This is a genomic window from Bacillus sp. L381 (assembly GCF_030284525.1).
Lineage (GTDB): Bacteria > Bacillota > Bacilli > Bacillales > Bacillaceae > Bacillus > Bacillus amyloliquefaciens.
Map to the genome: position 1 here is coordinate 1,199,625 of NZ_CP127224.1, position 15,676 is coordinate 1,215,300.

The window sequence follows — 15,676 nt, forward strand, 5'->3', positions numbered from 1 at the left end:
CGCTTTTTATTATAGACATCCATGTCGGAGGTGGCGGTGATGCCGTAGCATGAAAAACGCAAAAAAAGAACAGGCATTTTCAATCTATCAGTCTCATCAGGGCCGCATCACAAACCGCGCCCTTGCCGGAAAATCAGGCGTATCCGCAAGAACGATCGGCAGATGGAAAAAAGAAGGGCGCTGGGACGAAGCGCTCAATCAGAATGTGAAAAGCGGCGGAAAAAACGCCCCGGCCGAAAATGATGAATTAAACGAACGACAGCGGCTGTTTTGTCTTTATTATGTGAAAAGCTTTAACGCCACCCAATCCGCGATAAAAGCCGGGTATTCACCGGAAAGCGCGCATGTGACGGGAAGCAGGCTGTTAAAAAACGAAAAAGTCGCAAAAGAAATCAGCCGCATGAAAAAGGAAATGGTCAATAAAGTGTTTGTCGAAGCGATGGACGTTCTTCAAGTCTATGTGAAAATCGCTTTCGCCGACATTACCGATTATGTAACCTTCGGAAAAAGGGAGGTTCAGGCCTTCGGGAAATCAGGACCGCTCTTTGACGAAAATGATAATCCGATTATGCAGGAGATCAGCTACGTTGATGTTAAAGATTCGAATCTTCTGGACGGAACCATCGTCACCGAAGCAAAACTCGGGAAAGAAGGTATTGCAATAAAGCTTGCCGATAAGATGAAAGCACTGGAAAAGCTGTCCTTGTACTTTGACCTTTTCCCTGATCAATTTAAGAAAAAAATTGAACAAGAAAAATTAAAGCTGGCGCAGCAGAAGCTGGAAAAAACAGAAGAGAGCCAAAAGCCGATTGACATAGTCATTACACGGAAAGAGGAACGGCCATGATTGAAAAAGCGGTCAACCCGCGCTTTGAAGATTATTTGTTCAATTGGAATGAAACGTACCAATTTCTGGTCGGAGGCTACGGCTCGTCAAAAAGCTATCATACCGCGCTGAAAATCATCCTGAAGCTGCTTTGTGAAAAGCGGACGGCGCTTGTCGTCCGGGAAGTATTCGATACGCACAGGGATTCTACCTTTGCACTGTTTGAGGACATTATCGAGGAGCTTGAGCTGGGACATGCCGTAAAGGCCGTTTCTTCACCGATGCAGCTGAGATTCGCAAACGGAAGCCGGATTATGTTTAAAGGAATGGACAACCCGGCCAAATTGAAATCCATTCACCATATTTCTTTGATTTGGATTGAGGAATGCTCAGAAGTGAAGTATGAAGGCTTTAAGGAACTGATCGGCCGTCTGCGCCATCCCGAGCTTTCGCTTCATATGATATGCACCACAAATCCCGTCGGCACCTCCAATTGGACGTACCGGCATTTTTTTCGTGATGAGCAAAAAAAACGGTTCGTATTGGATGATCAGACGCTGTATGAAAAAGGCTCCGTCGTAAAGGGAGATACCTATTACCACCATTCCACCGCGTGTGACAATCTGTTTTTGCCAAAAAGCTATATTAAGCAGCTTGACAGCTTACGGCAATACGATCCCGATTTGTACCGGATCGCCCGCAAAGGACAATTCGGCGTCAACGGCATCCGCGTTTTTCCGCAGTTTCAGGTCATGGAGCACAAGGAAGTAACAGAGCGGATTGCCGCTATCAGACGCCCGCTGTTTCGGACGGGCATGGATTTCGGTTTTGAAGAGTCATACAATGCGGTCATCCGGCTTGCCGTCGATCCGGATAAAAAAGAGCTTTATATTTTCTGGGAGTATTACAAAAACAAAATGACCGATGATCAGACAGCGGAGGAGCTTCAGGAATTGGCGGATAAAAAAGAGCTGATCAAGGCGGATTCGGCCGAGCCGAAAAGCATCCAATATTTCCGCAGGCAGGGCTTTTGCATGGTCGCGGCCAAAAAGTTTCCCGGCTCAAGGCTTCAGTATACGAAAAAACTGAAACGGTTCAAACACATCTATTGCTCAGACAGCTGTCAAAATACAATCCGCGAATTGCAGAACTTAACGTACGCGAAAAACAAAAACGGCGTTCTGTCGGAAGATGAGTTTTCAATTGATCCCCACACACTTTCAGCGATTTGGTACGCGCTGGATGATTATGACGCGGCGGATCTGAAAGATTCATTACAAAAACGGACGCGTCCGAATCGGGAAAGGAGGAGGTAACCGTTGGCGAACAATCAAAACGTCAGAGCCACCGTCATTAAATCAAAGATGGCCGCGCCGCAGGCAAGACAGATGCAAGAAGATCAATTTGCCGATTTGTACGGCGAAGACATCATTTCACCGCCCTATAATCTCATTGAGCTGAAAACGATCGCCGAATACTCGACCATTCTTCAGCAGTGCATCGACGCGTATCGGGTCAATATTACGGGCTTCGGTTTCGATGTGGAATATACATTTGACGTAAATAGCTCAGACTGCTCCCCGGCTAAAAAAGCGCGGGCCGAAAAGAACTGGATGAAGCTGGAGAGCTTTTACAAATGTCTTCATTTTGATGAATCAGCCGAGACGATCCTCGGATATGCGATAGAAGACCGCGAAAAAACGGGCAACGGTTTTCTCGAGGTGCTTCGTGACGGAGCGGGAAAACCGGCGGGGATTGAATATCTGGATGTGAAACATATGCGGGTGTGCGGTGTGAATGATCCCGTTGAAGTCACGTTTTCATATGAAGAAAACGGCTCATCCAAAACGATTAAAAGGCAAAAACGGTTCCGTAAATATGTTCAGATGCTGAACGGGCGTAAAGTATTTTTCAAGGAATACGGCGACCCCCGGATGATGGACCTGAGAACCGGCGAATACGTAAAGACCTTGCCTGAAGAATACCGGGCAAATGAAGCCATTCACTTAAAAATCGGCAGCGGCACTTACGGTATCCCTCGCTGGGTCGGCAATATCGTCAATCTGTACGGCGCCCGGAAAGCGGAAGAACTGAATTTTATGTATTTCAAGCAGGGCCGTCACGTGCCGGCCGCCATTACGGTCGAAAACGGCATGCTGTCAGAAACCTCGTACAAAGAGCTCCAGGATTATATGAATGACCTGGAAGGGGTGGAAAACGCCCACAAGTTTCTGCTGATTGAGGCGGAAGGCATTGCGAAGGAAAAGGATCTTCACGGAGGCGAAGACATTACGCCCGTGTCTGTGGAAATTAAATCACTTGCGGAAATTCTGCAGGATGATGCGCTGTTTCTTGAATATGACGACAAAAGCAGAAATAAACTCCGCTCCGCTTTTCGTCTCCCGCCGCTTTATACGGGCGAGGCGCAGGAATACAACAAAGCAACAGCCGATACGGCAAGGAAAATAACGGAGGAGCAGGTGTTTCAGCCGGAGCGGAAAACGCTGATTAATAAGCTCAATACGTTATTTTTGCCTGAACTGGGGCTTCACGATGTACAGCTCGCACTAAAAGGGCCTGATTTTCGCGATCCGCTTGAAATTGCGAAGGTGCTTACGCCATTTATCTCCGCTGGCGCCGTCTCTCCTAATGATCTTCGTGATCTGGCCGGAAGAGTGCTCGGCAAAACGCTTGAAGAATGGCCTGAAGAGTACTACAGCCGGCCGGTGCTGCAACGGAAAAAGGAGCAATCCTGAAAGGGGGTGAAAACATCTCGTGCCGAGAGAATTAAGAAATGCCGTCATCAGTTTTGTAAGCTATGTCGATAAGGCGGCGAACCAAACGGAATTCTTTTTCACAAAAGCGGCCGGCATTCCGTCATTTGAAAAAAAGGTGCAGGTGTTTACAAAAAGCGAACCGGATGAGCAGAAGCTTGTTTACGGCATTGTATACGAGCCGGATGTCCCGGATGCCCATGGCGATTATATGACGGCCGAAGAGATTGAAAAGGCCGCTCACGGTTTTTTGGCGGACGCCCGCAACATTGATACAAATCATAATTTTGAAGGCGGAACCGGCGAGGTGGTGGAGTCGTACGTCGCCCCGGATGACTTTGAAATCGGGAATGCTGTGATCCGGAAAGGCTCTTGGGTGCTTGTCACCAAAGCCTCCGATGAAGTATGGGATCAGATTAAAGCCGGTGTCATTACAGGCTACAGCATGGCGGGAACCGCTGACGTTTACGAAGAACCGGAGGAAAAGCAAGCAGGCTTATTCGGCGCGGTCAAACAATTTCTCGACCGTGACCGCAAATCAAGATACCGCAAGGGAGAGGACTTGAACAAGATGAGAAAAGAAGACATAAGAGAATCGATTGAACACGCGCTGCACCCGCTCTTAAAGCGGCTTGACAGTTTGGACCAAAATACGGATGACAAAGACGGGGCGACTGCGACGTCTGATGAAGAAAAGCTGAAAACGCTTGTCGAGGACATGCTCGCGCCGATTATTAAACGCATCGAAGCGCTTGAAAAAGTAAGAGGCGCATCAAAGCAGCCGGAAGAAGAGACGAGCGGCCAAGAGCCTGTTAAAAAATCCATTTGGAGCGGACTGCTTTAAGCCCAGTCAGAAGGAGGAACTGTAGAGTGAGAAATCAAGATATCATCAGAAAGGCGGAAATGTCACTTTCCGCTTTAAAAAGCGGCGGTTTAATGAATCCCGCACAAGCTTCAGCATTTATCCGCATGGTACAGAACACGCCGACTATTTTCAGCGAATCGCGAGTGATTCAAATGGAAAACGACTCGCAGAAATTTGAAAAAATCGGTTTCGGCCAGCGTATTCTGCGTGCCGCTGAGGAAGGAAAAGCCTTAACGGACGATCAGCTGACAGTCCCGACAACAAGCACGGTGCAGCTGAATACGAAAGAAGTCATTGCGGAAATTAACATTACCTATGACACGCTTGAAAATAACATTGAAAAAGACGGTCTGCAGCAGACGATCATGCAGATTTTAGCGGAGCGGGCTGCAGTCGATATAGAAGAGCTTGTCGTAAACGGCGATACATCTTCATCTGATCCGTATTTGGCACAGCTTGACGGAATCCGTAAGCAGACCGTCTCTCACGTTATTGACGGAAACGGGGAAGAGCTGTCCAGGGCCACATTTAAAAAAGGCTTAAAAGCAATTCCGGCAAAATATTTGCGTCTGCCTCAAGAATTCAGATTCTACACATCTCAAGGCATGGAGATTGAATGGAAAGACCGTGTGGCCGACCGTCAGACCAATCTGGGGGATCTTGCGGTGCAGGGCGGTTTGTCTTCAGCATTCGGCGTTCCGGTTAAAGGGGTTTCCAACTTGCAGCCGTATTCAGTCGGAGAAGGTGATTCTCAGTACGAGGCATCAGACATTATTTTGACTCACCCGAAAAATATCATTCTCGGTTTTTCACGGAATATCAGAATCGAAGTAGATAAAGATATTCGCAGCCGCAAATTTATTATCGTACTGACGGCTAAGCTTGACAGCAAATTTGAAGAAGAAGATGCAAGCGCCAAAATCGTAAACGTTAAAGAATAAGACGGGGGTGGCAGTTATGTTAATTCAGCCGTCTGACGTTGTTTCATATTCAGTTTATGATCAAGTCAAAAACAGGCCGGAGCAGCTTCTAATCCAGGACATTCTGGAGGCGGAGGCAGAAGCGGCCAGAATGGCGGGGCATCCGTTCACTGATCCTGTATACTCACCGCTTCCCGAAAAGATTAAGCTTGCGTTATTAAAGCTTTCTCAATATTTTGCGCTGATCAACCAGAATGAAGCAGCCGCTTCAGCCTATCAATCTGAAAAGATAGGCGACTACTCCTATACGGTTGCCGGTGAAGGCGGAATCCGAAAGCCGGCGGTGTACCATCTGCTTTGTGAATATATCGCGCCGGGCTGTACCCCGGCTTCTGCAAGCGCAAAGGTGAGGCCGTTATGAGCTATGAACGGCTGCTTACTGACAGATGCGATATTTATCATGAAACGGTGTCAGCTCCGAAGGCCGGACGTTTCGGCATTCCCGCTGAAAAGCTCCAGCCTGACTTTTCTTATCCGGAAGTTCCCGACGCTGAAGGAGTGCCGTGTCTGTTTGTTGAAAAACAGCAGCAGCTTATTCAGCTTGAGCCTGATCATAAGGTATATCAGCGGTATCTCGTTCATTTTCCGAAAGAGACAGTTTTGCGTGTCAATGACAAAATCGTTAGGGAAGATCAGGCGTATATTCTGGAAATGCCGAAGAAAGCAAGACAGCACCATTGGGAGGCCATCGCTGTGAGAGATGACAGACTATGAGCATAAACAGCCTTGAAAAATGGAATCGGTCGCTGCTGAAGGCATCATCCGGAGAATTTACCCGTCAGGCCAGCGGATGGCTGGAACAATCAGGAGAGGATTTTCTCGATCTGGTACGGGAGGAGCTTATTCATTCGGGAGGGATCGATACAGAAAACCTGCTGTCTTCTTTCCGAAAAGGAGCGCGGGATCATGTGTGGATCATTGAAAACGGGGGACTGACTCTTGAAATCGGCACCAATATAGAGTATGCCTCATTCATAAATGACGGACATTGGACCGTCTCAGAAGAAAATGTCAGATGGGTGCCGGGGTATTTTCAAGGCTCCCGGTTCATATATGATCCGTCAGCTTCAACCGGAATGGCGCTCAAAAAACAGTGGATCAGCGGGAATGGGTTTTGGGACAAAGCCCTTCTTTTATATGAAACAATCTTCGCAAGGTCGCTGGACAAGCGCTTCAGCAAGTGGCTTAACACGTTGGGGGGAGGTATCGGATGAATCGCGAAACCGGTTCAATCGCCGCATTTTTATATCATCAGTACGGCGTGCCCGTATATGAAAATGAACTGCCTGAACAATTTCAGGTGCCGTCACTTTACATCCCGCCCCCTTTTGTTTTTGACGAGAATGACACAGTCTCTACTTTTAAGAAAATATACAGTCTGAATGTGAAGCTGTTCCATGCCGACTCGGTGCAGGCGCTCGATGAAGCCGACCGGATTGCTGATGCGGTGAGAGAATCCAGACAGATGATTCCGCTGCTTACTGAATCAGGGGAGGATACCGGTGATTTCATCCGCATCAGCCGTATCGAAACGAGAGTCGGAGACAAAGGCGAGGCAGTGATCACAATCCGCTGGACGAGCCGCTACTACTATAAGAAACAAACATTTCCCGCACTTCGGGATGTGGACATTAACAGCGGGGTGAAACAAAAGTGAAACAACATAAAAAGAAGAACGCCGCCACGGCAGAAAAAGCGGTTCTTTATGACACGGCGGATTTAACAAAGCACGCAAAGGAGCTTTTCGGTGTAAAACCTGAAATTCTCCAAGGTGCTTTATTCGGCGTGAAGCAGAAACAAATGACAAAAGCGCAAGCCCAGACATACATTCAAGCATTTTTAACCAAGGAGGTCATGCAATAATGAACGGCGGAACATTTACGCAAGGAAAAGAAAAAGAACGTGCCGGGATCTATTTTAACTTTAAAACAACCGCCCAGGAGCGGGTATCGATCGGTGAGCGGGGAATTGTCGCCCTTCCTGTCGCATCTAACTGGGGCGAAGCGAAAACATTCGTCTCCATTTCAAGCATTGAAGATTTGAATAAAAAAGTGGGGCTCAGTATCGAAGACCCGTCACTGATTCTGCTGCGCGAGGCGAAGAAGAAAGCAAAAACCGTTTTGATGTACCGTCTGACAGAGGGAATCAGAGCGAGCGCCGATCTATCGCAAGGTGTAAAAGCAACCGCTCTGTACGGCGGTTCAAAAGGAAATGACATCATCATCCGCATCAGTGAAAACGTCCTTGATCAGACCGCTTTTGATGTGACCACATACATGGATGAAGCGGAAGTTGACAAACAAACGGTGAAAAAAGCCGAAGAATTAAAACCAAACGGCTATGTCACATTCACGGGAACAGGCGAGCTGTCGGCTTCCATCCCGCTGACAGGCACTGAGGAAGAGTCCGGGGAAACATTAAACCCGCAGGCGGGCATCCGACTTGCGGGCGGGACCGATAAAGCACCGGCCAACTCAGACTATATTGATTTTTTAGCTGCGGCTGAAACGGAGAATTTCGATGTGATCGCTCTTCCTGTCGCGGATAACGATCAGCTGAAAGCGACATTTGCCGCATTCATTAAACGCCTTCGCGATGCGCAGGGACAAAAAGTGCAAGGGGTGACCGCCCATTACAGCGGGGATTATGAAGGCATTATCAATGTTACTGAGGGCGTCCTGCTGGAAGACGGAACCGAGATTAAAGCTGAAGAAGCGACCGCTTGGGTGGCAGGTGCTAGTGCCGCCGCTGCATTTAATCAGTCCCTCACATTTGTTGAATACGAAGGCGCCGTCGATGTGCTGCATCGCCTGACTCATGATGAAGTGATCGAACGTCTTTCCAAAGGTGAATTCCTTTTCTCCTATGACGCCCGTGATAAATCAGTCAGCGTTGAAAAAGATATCAACTCATTGGTGACATTTACGGCAGAGAAAAACAAAAAGTTCGCGAAAAACAAAATCGTCCGCGTACTTGATGCGGTGAATAACGATTTGACACGTGAACTGAAAGCCTTAATTAAATCGAAAAAAGGCACGGGCAGCGATCTGCCTGCGACAAACGACGGCCTTCAATTCGTCAAAACGATGATCATTCAATATTTGACAACGCTTCAGGATGCGGGCGGCATTGCAAACTTTGATTCAGATACTGATATCACAATCGGCCTGAATGAAGACCGCGACGGCTTTTTAATTGATCTCGCCGTACAGCCTGTGGATGCAGCGGAAAAATTCTACTTTAACGTGGAGGTAAACTAAGATGGCATTAAAAGCGCAAAACACCATTTCAGGAAAAGAAGGCCGTTTATTTCTCGATGGGGAAGAGATGGCGCATATTAAAACCTTTGAAGCAAACGTGGAAAAAAACAAATCGGAAGTAAACATCATGGGCCGCCGCATGACGGGACATAAAACGACAGGCGCCAACGGAACGGGCACGGCAACGTTCTATAAAGTCACATCCAAATTCGCCGTGCTTATGATGGATTACGTCAAAAAAGGCAGCGACCCGTATTTTACGCTTCAAGCCGTTCTTGACGACAAATCATCAGGCCGCGGAACAGAACGCGTCACCCTGTATGACGTCAACTTTGATTCCGCTAAAATCGCCGGACTGGACGTAGACTCAGAAGCGCTCGAAGAAGAAGTGCCGTTTACCTTTGAAGATTTCGATGTGCCGGAAAAGCTTTCTGAAACGTTTTAATCAAGATCGTTATGAGTGACACAGGCCTTTTACAGGCCTGTTTTTTAATAAAAAAAAAGTAAGGGAGTTTTCACCATGAGCGAAAAAAACGAACAAGTATATGATCTGTCATTCTTTATGCCGGGAAAAACAGTCGAGGCCGAGGAGATTCGGGTTCCGCTTTCAAAGCGTTTTGTCGATAAAAAAGGAAACATCGTGCCTTTTATTTTTAAAGCAATTACGACGGAGCGCATTGATGAACTGGAGAAGGAAAGCACGACCTATAAAAATGTGAAAGGCAGAGGCCGGGTCAAAGACTTAGACAGCCAGCGCTTTTATGCAAGGATCGCAGTTGAATCTACAATTTACCCTGATTTCCGGTCTAAGGAGCTCCGCGATGCCTACAAAACGGCAGATCCGGTCGAGGTGGCAAAACGCGTTCTTTCAGTCGGCGGCGAATATGCAAATTGGCTGAATAAAGCGATTGAGATCAACGGATTTGAAGATGAATTAGAAGATCTGGAGCAAGAAGCAAAAAACTGATAAAAGATGGGAATAAGGAAGCCGTGTATCTTTATTACGCGATGCACGAGCTTCATTATTCTCCATCAGAACTGAAAGAGTTATATGAAGCACCGAGACATTTTAAGGCGCTGCTGTACGGTTTAATCGGTTACAAGCTGGACATTCTCGAAAAACAAGCGAAGAAAGGGGGAGCGACATCATGGCAAAGCTGACCGCCCGTTTTGAATTGGAAGACCGGGTGTCGAAGAAAATAAGGAAAATCCAAAATGGCTTCAGAGCGCTTGAGAAATACAGGAAAATGACAAAACGCCAAAGCGAAATTGATATACGCAAAGAGAGTAAATCTGTTTTAAGAACAATTGACCGCATTCAGCGCTCTATGAAAAGAAAGCTGGGCGCACAAATGATCTCTATTTCAGCTGAAGACGGAGCCAGTGCCGTCATTAAAAAAGTGCAAGTCCGATCAGCGGGTCTGCCTGCGTCTTTAACCATTAAAATAGAAGCAAAAGATAGCGCGACAGCGGCATTTGAAAGATTGCGGAATCTGGCTGCCGGTTTCAAAGGATTTACCGTTTCACTGTATGCGTCAGACGAAGTAACACCTGCCATGGAACGTATCAAACGCTATATGCAGTCTGCGTTAAAGAACGGGTACTCTGTCACTATACGCGTCATAGATCACGTCATGAAAACAGTCGGCCGAATCTCAGCTGGCATTGATTCACTGACGGGAAAAAACAATGTCATTCAATTATCGTTAAACGAAAAGGTGGCAGCACAGCTGGCTGCATTGCAAAAGAATATGCCGGACTTCGGAAAAGCACCTGCATCTGCTGCTCCTGCTTCGCCGAAAAACGATTTTTCAATGCTTGATTCCATTGCAGACGCCTTCATGAAAAAAGTCAATGACATCGCATCCAAGTTCTATCCGGAGACGATTATAGCGGAATTGGACAAATTCGCCGCAAACTTTATGGAAAAAGCGGACGAAATCGCAAGCAAATTCAGCCCGGAAACGATATTAGCAGAGCTGGATAAATTCACGACCTCATTCATGGGGAAAGTGGACGAAATCGCAAGTAAATTCAGCCCGGAAACGATATTAACCGAACTGGACAAGTTCACAACCTCATTCATGGGAAAAGTGGATGAAATCGCAAGCAAATTCAGCCCGGAAACGATCTTAACAGAGCTCGATAAGTTCACAACCTCATTCATGGGAAAAGTGGACGAGATCGCGAGCAAATTCAGCCCGGAAACGATCTTAACAGAGCTCGATAAGTTCACAACGTCATTCATGGGAAAAGTGGATGAAATCGCAAGCAAATTCAGCCCGGAAACGATATTAGCAGAGCTGGATAAATTCACAACATCATTCATGGGAAAAGCGGACGAGATCGCGAGCAAATTCAGCCCGGAAACGATCTTAACAGAGCTCGATAAGTTCACAACGTCATTCATGGGAAAAGTGGATGAAATCGCGAGCAAATTCAGCCCGGAAACGATATTAGCAGAGCTGGATAAATTCACAACCTCATTCATGGGAAAAGTGGACGAGATCGCAAGCAAATTCAGCCCGGAAACGATATTAACCGAACTGGACAAGTTCACAACCTCATTCATGGGAAAAGTGGACGAGGTCGCGAGCAAATTCAGCCCGGAAACGATATTAGCAGAGCTGGATAAATTTACTGATTCGTTTATGAAAAAGATAGACGGGATCGTGAGTAAATTCAGTCCCGAAGCGATATTGAAAGAGCTGGACAAATTTACTGACTCGTTTATGAAAAAGGTAGATGACCTTGTCAGCAAATTCAGTCCCGAAGCGATATTGAAAGAGCTGGATAAATTTACTGATTCGTTTATGAAGAAAGTCGACGATGTTGTCGGTAAATTTAGTCCTGATAAGCTAATCGACCGCGCCGAACAATTTGTAAATGACACGATCGACCGAATTTCTGAGAAATTCGATTTTCTCAACCCGGATAAGATACTGGAAAAAGTGGAGCAGTTTACATCCTCACTGTTTGGAGGCATTGATAAAAAGTTCGGCAAGTTCAGTCCTGATGCGATCATCGAAAAAGTTGAGGCATTTGTTGATAAAATTGTCGGCAAGATTGCAAAGAAATTTGAAAAATTCAGCCCGGATAAAATCATCGAAAAAGCCGGAGAATTGATCGAAAAAATAATATCAGGTATTGCTGAAAAATTAGGAAAACTCAATATCGGCGGATTATTAGGAGGCGGCACGAAAAAAGAAAAGAGTAAGGGAAGCATTTCTGCCGGCGGCTCCAACGGCCCGAAGCGTCCTGGTCTGACAAAGGGTTCACAGCGTACGGTAACAGCACCTAGATCTTCAGGAAAGTCAGCCAAAAAAACCGGCGGGGCTTTTGGGGGCTGCTGCTGCTGTACCGGAGTGACGAGGGGCAAAAGCAGTAAAGTCGAAGAGCGGAATAAATCTTCAAAAAAAGGCTCATCCGTAAAGGAAAGCACACACGCATCTGTAAACACGCCGAAAGCAAAAGGGGCAAGTAAAGGAATCGGCGCCCTTTTGAAAGACTTAGGAGGTTCAAAAGCGCTTAAAGGCGGTATGAAAGGGTTAAAAGGTGCAGCTAAAGGAATTCCCGGCATAGGTGAATTGTTATCACTTACTGATTTAGCCGGCATCAATAAAGAAAATGCAGGAGAGAAGGTCGGCTCAGCCGGAGGCGGTCTTGCCGGGGCCGCGGCCGGAGCGGCAATCGGCAGTGTTGTTCCCGGAGTGGGGACATTGATTGGCGGCGCGGTAGGCGGCATCGCCGGCAGTTTAGGCGGTTCCAGCTTAGGCGAGGCCTTTGATTCAGGGGCTTTGAAAGACACGTGGAATGATATATCCAAAGCAGCACAAAGTGCTTGGACAACGATACAAGATACTTGGGGAAGCGTTTCATCCTGGTTTATGGAAAATGTATGGACTCCGGTATCAACGGCTGTAGTCGGAGCGGCGACAAGCATCTGGTCAAATATCGTGAATGCATGGACGACGATTCAAGGTGTCTTCAGCATAGTTTCATCCTGGTTTATGGAAAATGTATGGACGCCGGTTTCGACGGCTGTAGTCGGCGTGGCGACAAGCATCTGGTCAAATATCGTGAATGCGTGGACGACGATTCAAGGTGTCTTCAGCACAGTTTCATCCTGGTTTATGGAAAATGTATGGACTCCGGTTTCAACGGCTGTAGTCGGAGTGGCGACAAGCATCTGGTCAAATATCGTGAATGCGTGGACAACCATTCAAGGTGTCTTCAGCACAGTTTCATCCTGGTTTATGAGCACCGTCTGGGAGCCTGTAAAATCGGCTGTAGTCGGTGTGGCCTCCTCTATCTGGGAAAATATCACGGGAGCTTGGGATAAAATTAAGTCTGTTTTCAGTACGGTTTCCGGCTGGTTTATGGACATTGTCTGGAACCCGGTGAAGGACATGGTGAAAAATGTCGGCAAAGGAATATCAGACGCTTTCCAGACTGCTTTAGATACGGTAAAGGATATATGGAAAGGGTTAAGCGGCTGGTTTGAGAAAAACATAAAAGAACCTCTCGTAAAAGTGGGTACAGCCATATCGGATGCTTTTTCCGCAGCATTTGACTGGGTGAAAAAGATTTGGGATAAAACCGGCGGCAGCATGATCTCAGGCGTAATGAACTTTGTCACAGGCGGCGGAGATAAAAAGAAAAAAACGGACAAACACGCCACAGGCGGCTACATTACAAAACCGACCATTTCCTGGATCGGTGAAGCCGGTAAAGAATTTGTCATTCCCGTTGACAACAACCGAGGCCGCGGGAAGATGCTGCTTTCACAGGCTGCGTCTAAGCTCGGCATGCGTGTTGTCGATGATATGGGCGCGGCTTCGGCTCAGTCTTCCGCTGCACCCGCAGGAGCGGGCGGAGTTTCATCTTCGGCGTCTGTATCGGCCGCGGCGTCTGTGGATGCTTCCGGACTTGGCGGGACGGCTTCATCACTCGGCAAACAATTTACGGAAGGCTTTGACAGCGGAATCAGCAGTAAGGCAGTGGATATGGACGGCTGGAAAGAGAAGAATATCGGAACGCCGTTCAATGCTCTGATTTCTTCTTCACCCGGTTACGGAAAGCAAGTCGTTACAGGATATGCTAAAGGACAAAATGCGGCGCAGACGGGCACCGATGCGTTTTTACAATCTAAAGTCAAAACGCCTTATCAATCTGCGGTCAATCAATCATCCTCTTGGGGCATCGGAACGGTCAAAGGATTTTCGGCCGGACAAAATGCGAAAGATACAGGAACGGCGCAATATGTGAGCACACATGTAGATAAGCCGTTTCTGCAATCGAGAGATTCTGCAAACGGATGGGGGTCAGGCTTAGTCGGCAGCTTCGTTTCCGGCATGAATTCTAAAGGAAGCGAAGTGAAACAGGCAGCGAAAGATATGGCCAAAAAGGTTGAGGAGGCTTTCCGGGAAGAACTTGATATCCATTCTCCTTCCCGCGTCATGATGAGTCTCGGCCGCTTCGCTTCAGTCGGTGTCGTAAAGGGACTCGGTTCTGTTGATGTGAAAAAATACGCCGAAAAACAGGCAGGCTCGCTTGCGGCCGCTTTTTCAGGCATGGGCGCTGCCGGAGGAAACGTCAAGGAGTGGCTTTTGGCTGCAATGAGCGCTACACATACGCCATTAAGCTGGCTTCCGGGATTAATGACCATCGCTCAAAATGAATCCGGCGGCAATCCGAACGCCATTAACTTATGGGACAGCAACGCAAAAGCCGGCCACCCGTCACAAGGATTAATGCAGACGATCCCAAGCACCTTTGAATCTCATAAAGCGCCAGGAATGAATGATATCAAAAACCCAATCCACAACGCCGCTGCCGCTATCGGCTATATTAAAAGCAGATACGGCTCGATCAACAATGTGCCCGGGATAAAGAGTATGGCCCGCGGCGGCCCTTACGTCGGTTATGCCAATGGCGGTCTTATTACAAAAGAGCAGATCGCCCGTGTCGGCGAAGGGAACAAACGGGAGTGGATTATCCCTGAAGAGCGGGGCATCCGCGGCCGTTACCTGCTTCAACAAGCGGCTCAAGCGCTCGGCATGGAAGTGTCCGACCCGTCACAGACGGAACCCGCGGCACTTTCAGCCGGCACGGTTTCCGCAGCCGTTAAAGGCGGCGGCCAAACCGTTCAAAAAACGGGAACAAAAGAAATCAAAATCGAATTCAGCGGTGATCAGCATTTTCATAACGGACAGGACGCTGACACTCTCGCCGCCAAAATCAAGCAGGCGCTGATTGATGAACTGCAAAAAGATATTTATACCGGTGCAAAGGGGGCCGTTGCTTTTGACTAAATCTGTTTATGAATTTTGGCTGTCTCAGGGGAAGGACAAGCTCCGGCTTCCCGTTCTCCCTGAAGCGATTGATATCGCAAACAGCGTGCAGAATGATTCCGTGAAAGTCACCGGACTTGGAGAGGTGACGTTTATCGAAGAACCGGGGGCGAAAGAAATTTCGTTCTCTTCTTTTTTTCCGAAGCGATACAGCCCGATTGCCGAATATCAAAGTATTCCTTCGCCGGAAAAAGCCATTTCAGAAATTGAAACATGGATGAAAGCGAAAAAACCCGTTCAGTTTTTGATTACAGGAACAACAATCAATGTCACATGCAGCATTGAAAGCTTCAATTACAGCGAAGGTGACAATGAAATCGGCGACCGGAATTTTGACATCGTACTGAAAGAATATAAAACCGCTTCGCCAAGAAAAATCAAACAAAAGAAAAAAACGAAAGCGAAGCGCCCGTCCAAAGCCTCGCCCAAAACGTATACCGTGAAAAAGGGGGACACGCTTTGGGACATCGCCGGCAGGTTTTACGGAAACCATACAGAGTGGCGGAAAATCTGGAACGCGAATAAAACGGCCATGATAAAGCGCAGCAAACGGAATATCCGGCAGCCGGGGCATTGGATCTTCCCGGGGCAGAAGCTGAAGATACCGCAATGAAACGG

The 15,676-nt window shown here is 47.5% G+C and carries 16 protein-coding genes; all 16 read left to right on the plus strand.

Annotated elements, in window-relative coordinates; translation table 11 throughout:
- Positions 1 to 49: 49 nt before the first annotated feature.
- Positions 50 to 847, plus strand: a complete 798-nt coding sequence (locus QRX25_RS06105) for a terminase small subunit (protein WP_212101038.1) — start codon at positions 50 to 52, stop codon at positions 845 to 847.
- Positions 844 to 2,142: a PBSX family phage terminase large subunit gene (locus QRX25_RS06110; RefSeq protein ID WP_212101041.1), complete on the plus strand. Its 1,299-nt coding sequence runs from the start codon at positions 844 to 846 to the stop codon at positions 2,140 to 2,142. Before QRX25_RS06105 ends, QRX25_RS06110 begins: the two co-directional genes overlap by 4 nt.
- A gap of 48 nt (positions 2,143 to 2,190) precedes the next feature.
- Positions 2,191 to 3,582, plus strand: a complete 1,392-nt coding sequence (locus tag QRX25_RS06115; protein ID WP_212101658.1) for a phage portal protein — start codon at positions 2,191 to 2,193, stop codon at positions 3,580 to 3,582.
- 19 nt (positions 3,583 to 3,601) lie between these two features.
- The gene (locus tag QRX25_RS06120; protein ID WP_212101044.1) at positions 3,602 to 4,444 is read left to right on the plus strand and encodes an XkdF-like putative serine protease domain-containing protein; all 843 of its coding nucleotides are present in this window, start codon (positions 3,602 to 3,604) and stop codon (positions 4,442 to 4,444) included.
- A 26-nt stretch (positions 4,445 to 4,470) separates the two neighbouring features.
- On the plus strand, positions 4,471 to 5,406 hold the full coding sequence (locus QRX25_RS06125) for a phage major capsid protein (RefSeq protein ID WP_212101047.1): 936 nt from the start codon (positions 4,471 to 4,473) through the stop codon (positions 5,404 to 5,406).
- 16 nt (positions 5,407 to 5,422) lie between these two features.
- Positions 5,423 to 5,806 carry a protein YqbG gene (yqbG, locus tag QRX25_RS06130; RefSeq protein WP_065981241.1) on the plus strand — a complete coding sequence of 128 codons (384 nt, stop codon included), beginning with the start codon at positions 5,423 to 5,425 and terminating at the stop codon, positions 5,804 to 5,806.
- Complete coding sequence (locus QRX25_RS06135; RefSeq protein WP_212101050.1) at positions 5,803 to 6,159, plus strand: DUF3599 family protein; 357 nt, start codon at positions 5,803 to 5,805, stop codon at positions 6,157 to 6,159. The genes yqbG and QRX25_RS06135 overlap by 4 nt, the downstream gene beginning before the upstream one ends.
- The gene (locus QRX25_RS06140) at positions 6,156 to 6,659 is read left to right on the plus strand and encodes an HK97 gp10 family phage protein (RefSeq protein WP_065981243.1); all 504 of its coding nucleotides are present in this window, start codon (positions 6,156 to 6,158) and stop codon (positions 6,657 to 6,659) included. The genes QRX25_RS06135 and QRX25_RS06140 overlap by 4 nt, the downstream gene beginning before the upstream one ends.
- Positions 6,656 to 7,102 carry a phage portal protein gene (locus QRX25_RS06145; protein WP_065981244.1) on the plus strand — a complete coding sequence of 149 codons (447 nt, stop codon included), beginning with the start codon at positions 6,656 to 6,658 and terminating at the stop codon, positions 7,100 to 7,102. Before QRX25_RS06140 ends, QRX25_RS06145 begins: the two co-directional genes overlap by 4 nt.
- Positions 7,099 to 7,308 carry a YqzN/YkzM domain-containing protein gene (locus QRX25_RS06150; RefSeq protein WP_212101053.1) on the plus strand — a complete coding sequence of 70 codons (210 nt, stop codon included), beginning with the start codon at positions 7,099 to 7,101 and terminating at the stop codon, positions 7,306 to 7,308. Before QRX25_RS06145 ends, QRX25_RS06150 begins: the two co-directional genes overlap by 4 nt.
- Complete coding sequence (locus QRX25_RS06155) at positions 7,308 to 8,705, plus strand: phage tail sheath family protein (RefSeq protein ID WP_065981246.1); 1,398 nt, start codon at positions 7,308 to 7,310, stop codon at positions 8,703 to 8,705. The genes QRX25_RS06150 and QRX25_RS06155 overlap by 1 nt, the downstream gene beginning before the upstream one ends.
- Before the next feature lies 1 nt (position 8,706).
- On the plus strand, positions 8,707 to 9,150 hold the full coding sequence (locus QRX25_RS06160) for a phage tail tube protein (RefSeq protein ID WP_003154837.1): 444 nt from the start codon (positions 8,707 to 8,709) through the stop codon (positions 9,148 to 9,150).
- 75 nt (positions 9,151 to 9,225) lie between these two features.
- Positions 9,226 to 9,672 carry a phage tail assembly chaperone gene (locus tag QRX25_RS06165; RefSeq protein WP_003154836.1) on the plus strand — a complete coding sequence of 149 codons (447 nt, stop codon included), beginning with the start codon at positions 9,226 to 9,228 and terminating at the stop codon, positions 9,670 to 9,672.
- A 41-nt stretch (positions 9,673 to 9,713) separates the two neighbouring features.
- Positions 9,714 to 9,866, plus strand: a complete 153-nt coding sequence (locus QRX25_RS06170; RefSeq protein ID WP_015239684.1) for a hypothetical protein — start codon at positions 9,714 to 9,716, stop codon at positions 9,864 to 9,866.
- A complete protein-coding gene (locus QRX25_RS06175; RefSeq protein ID WP_212101056.1) occupies positions 9,854 to 15,019 on the plus strand; it encodes a transglycosylase SLT domain-containing protein in 5,166 nt (1,721 codons plus the stop codon). Before QRX25_RS06170 ends, QRX25_RS06175 begins: the two co-directional genes overlap by 13 nt.
- Complete coding sequence (locus tag QRX25_RS06180; protein ID WP_013351953.1) at positions 15,012 to 15,671, plus strand: LysM peptidoglycan-binding domain-containing protein; 660 nt, start codon at positions 15,012 to 15,014, stop codon at positions 15,669 to 15,671. Before QRX25_RS06175 ends, QRX25_RS06180 begins: the two co-directional genes overlap by 8 nt.
- Positions 15,672 to 15,676 lie beyond the last annotated feature (5 nt).

Bases quoted from the DNA above. Each gene is read 5' to 3' on its own strand.
- QRX25_RS06115 (WP_212101658.1), top strand. From the start codon at position 2,191: ATGGCCGCGCCGCAGGCAAGACAGATGCAAGAAGATCAATTTGCCGAT.
- QRX25_RS06140 (WP_065981243.1), top strand. From the start codon at position 6,156: ATGAGCATAAACAGCCTTGAAAAATGGAATCGGTCGCTGCTGAAGGCA.
- QRX25_RS06135 (WP_212101050.1), top strand. From the start codon at position 5,803: ATGAGCTATGAACGGCTGCTTACTGACAGATGCGATATTTATCATGAA.
- QRX25_RS06110 (WP_212101041.1), top strand. From the start codon at position 844: ATGATTGAAAAAGCGGTCAACCCGCGCTTTGAAGATTATTTGTTCAAT.
- QRX25_RS06145 (WP_065981244.1), top strand. From the start codon at position 6,656: ATGAATCGCGAAACCGGTTCAATCGCCGCATTTTTATATCATCAGTAC.
- QRX25_RS06155 (WP_065981246.1), top strand. From the start codon at position 7,308: ATGAACGGCGGAACATTTACGCAAGGAAAAGAAAAAGAACGTGCCGGG.
- QRX25_RS06175 (WP_212101056.1), top strand. From the start codon at position 9,854: ATGGCAAAGCTGACCGCCCGTTTTGAATTGGAAGACCGGGTGTCGAAG.
- QRX25_RS06170 (WP_015239684.1), top strand. From the start codon at position 9,714: ATGCACGAGCTTCATTATTCTCCATCAGAACTGAAAGAGTTATATGAA.
- QRX25_RS06105 (WP_212101038.1), top strand. From the start codon at position 50: ATGAAAAACGCAAAAAAAGAACAGGCATTTTCAATCTATCAGTCTCAT.
- yqbG (WP_065981241.1), top strand. From the start codon at position 5,423: ATGTTAATTCAGCCGTCTGACGTTGTTTCATATTCAGTTTATGATCAA.
- QRX25_RS06160 (WP_003154837.1), top strand. From the start codon at position 8,707: ATGGCATTAAAAGCGCAAAACACCATTTCAGGAAAAGAAGGCCGTTTA.
- QRX25_RS06165 (WP_003154836.1), top strand. From the start codon at position 9,226: ATGAGCGAAAAAAACGAACAAGTATATGATCTGTCATTCTTTATGCCG.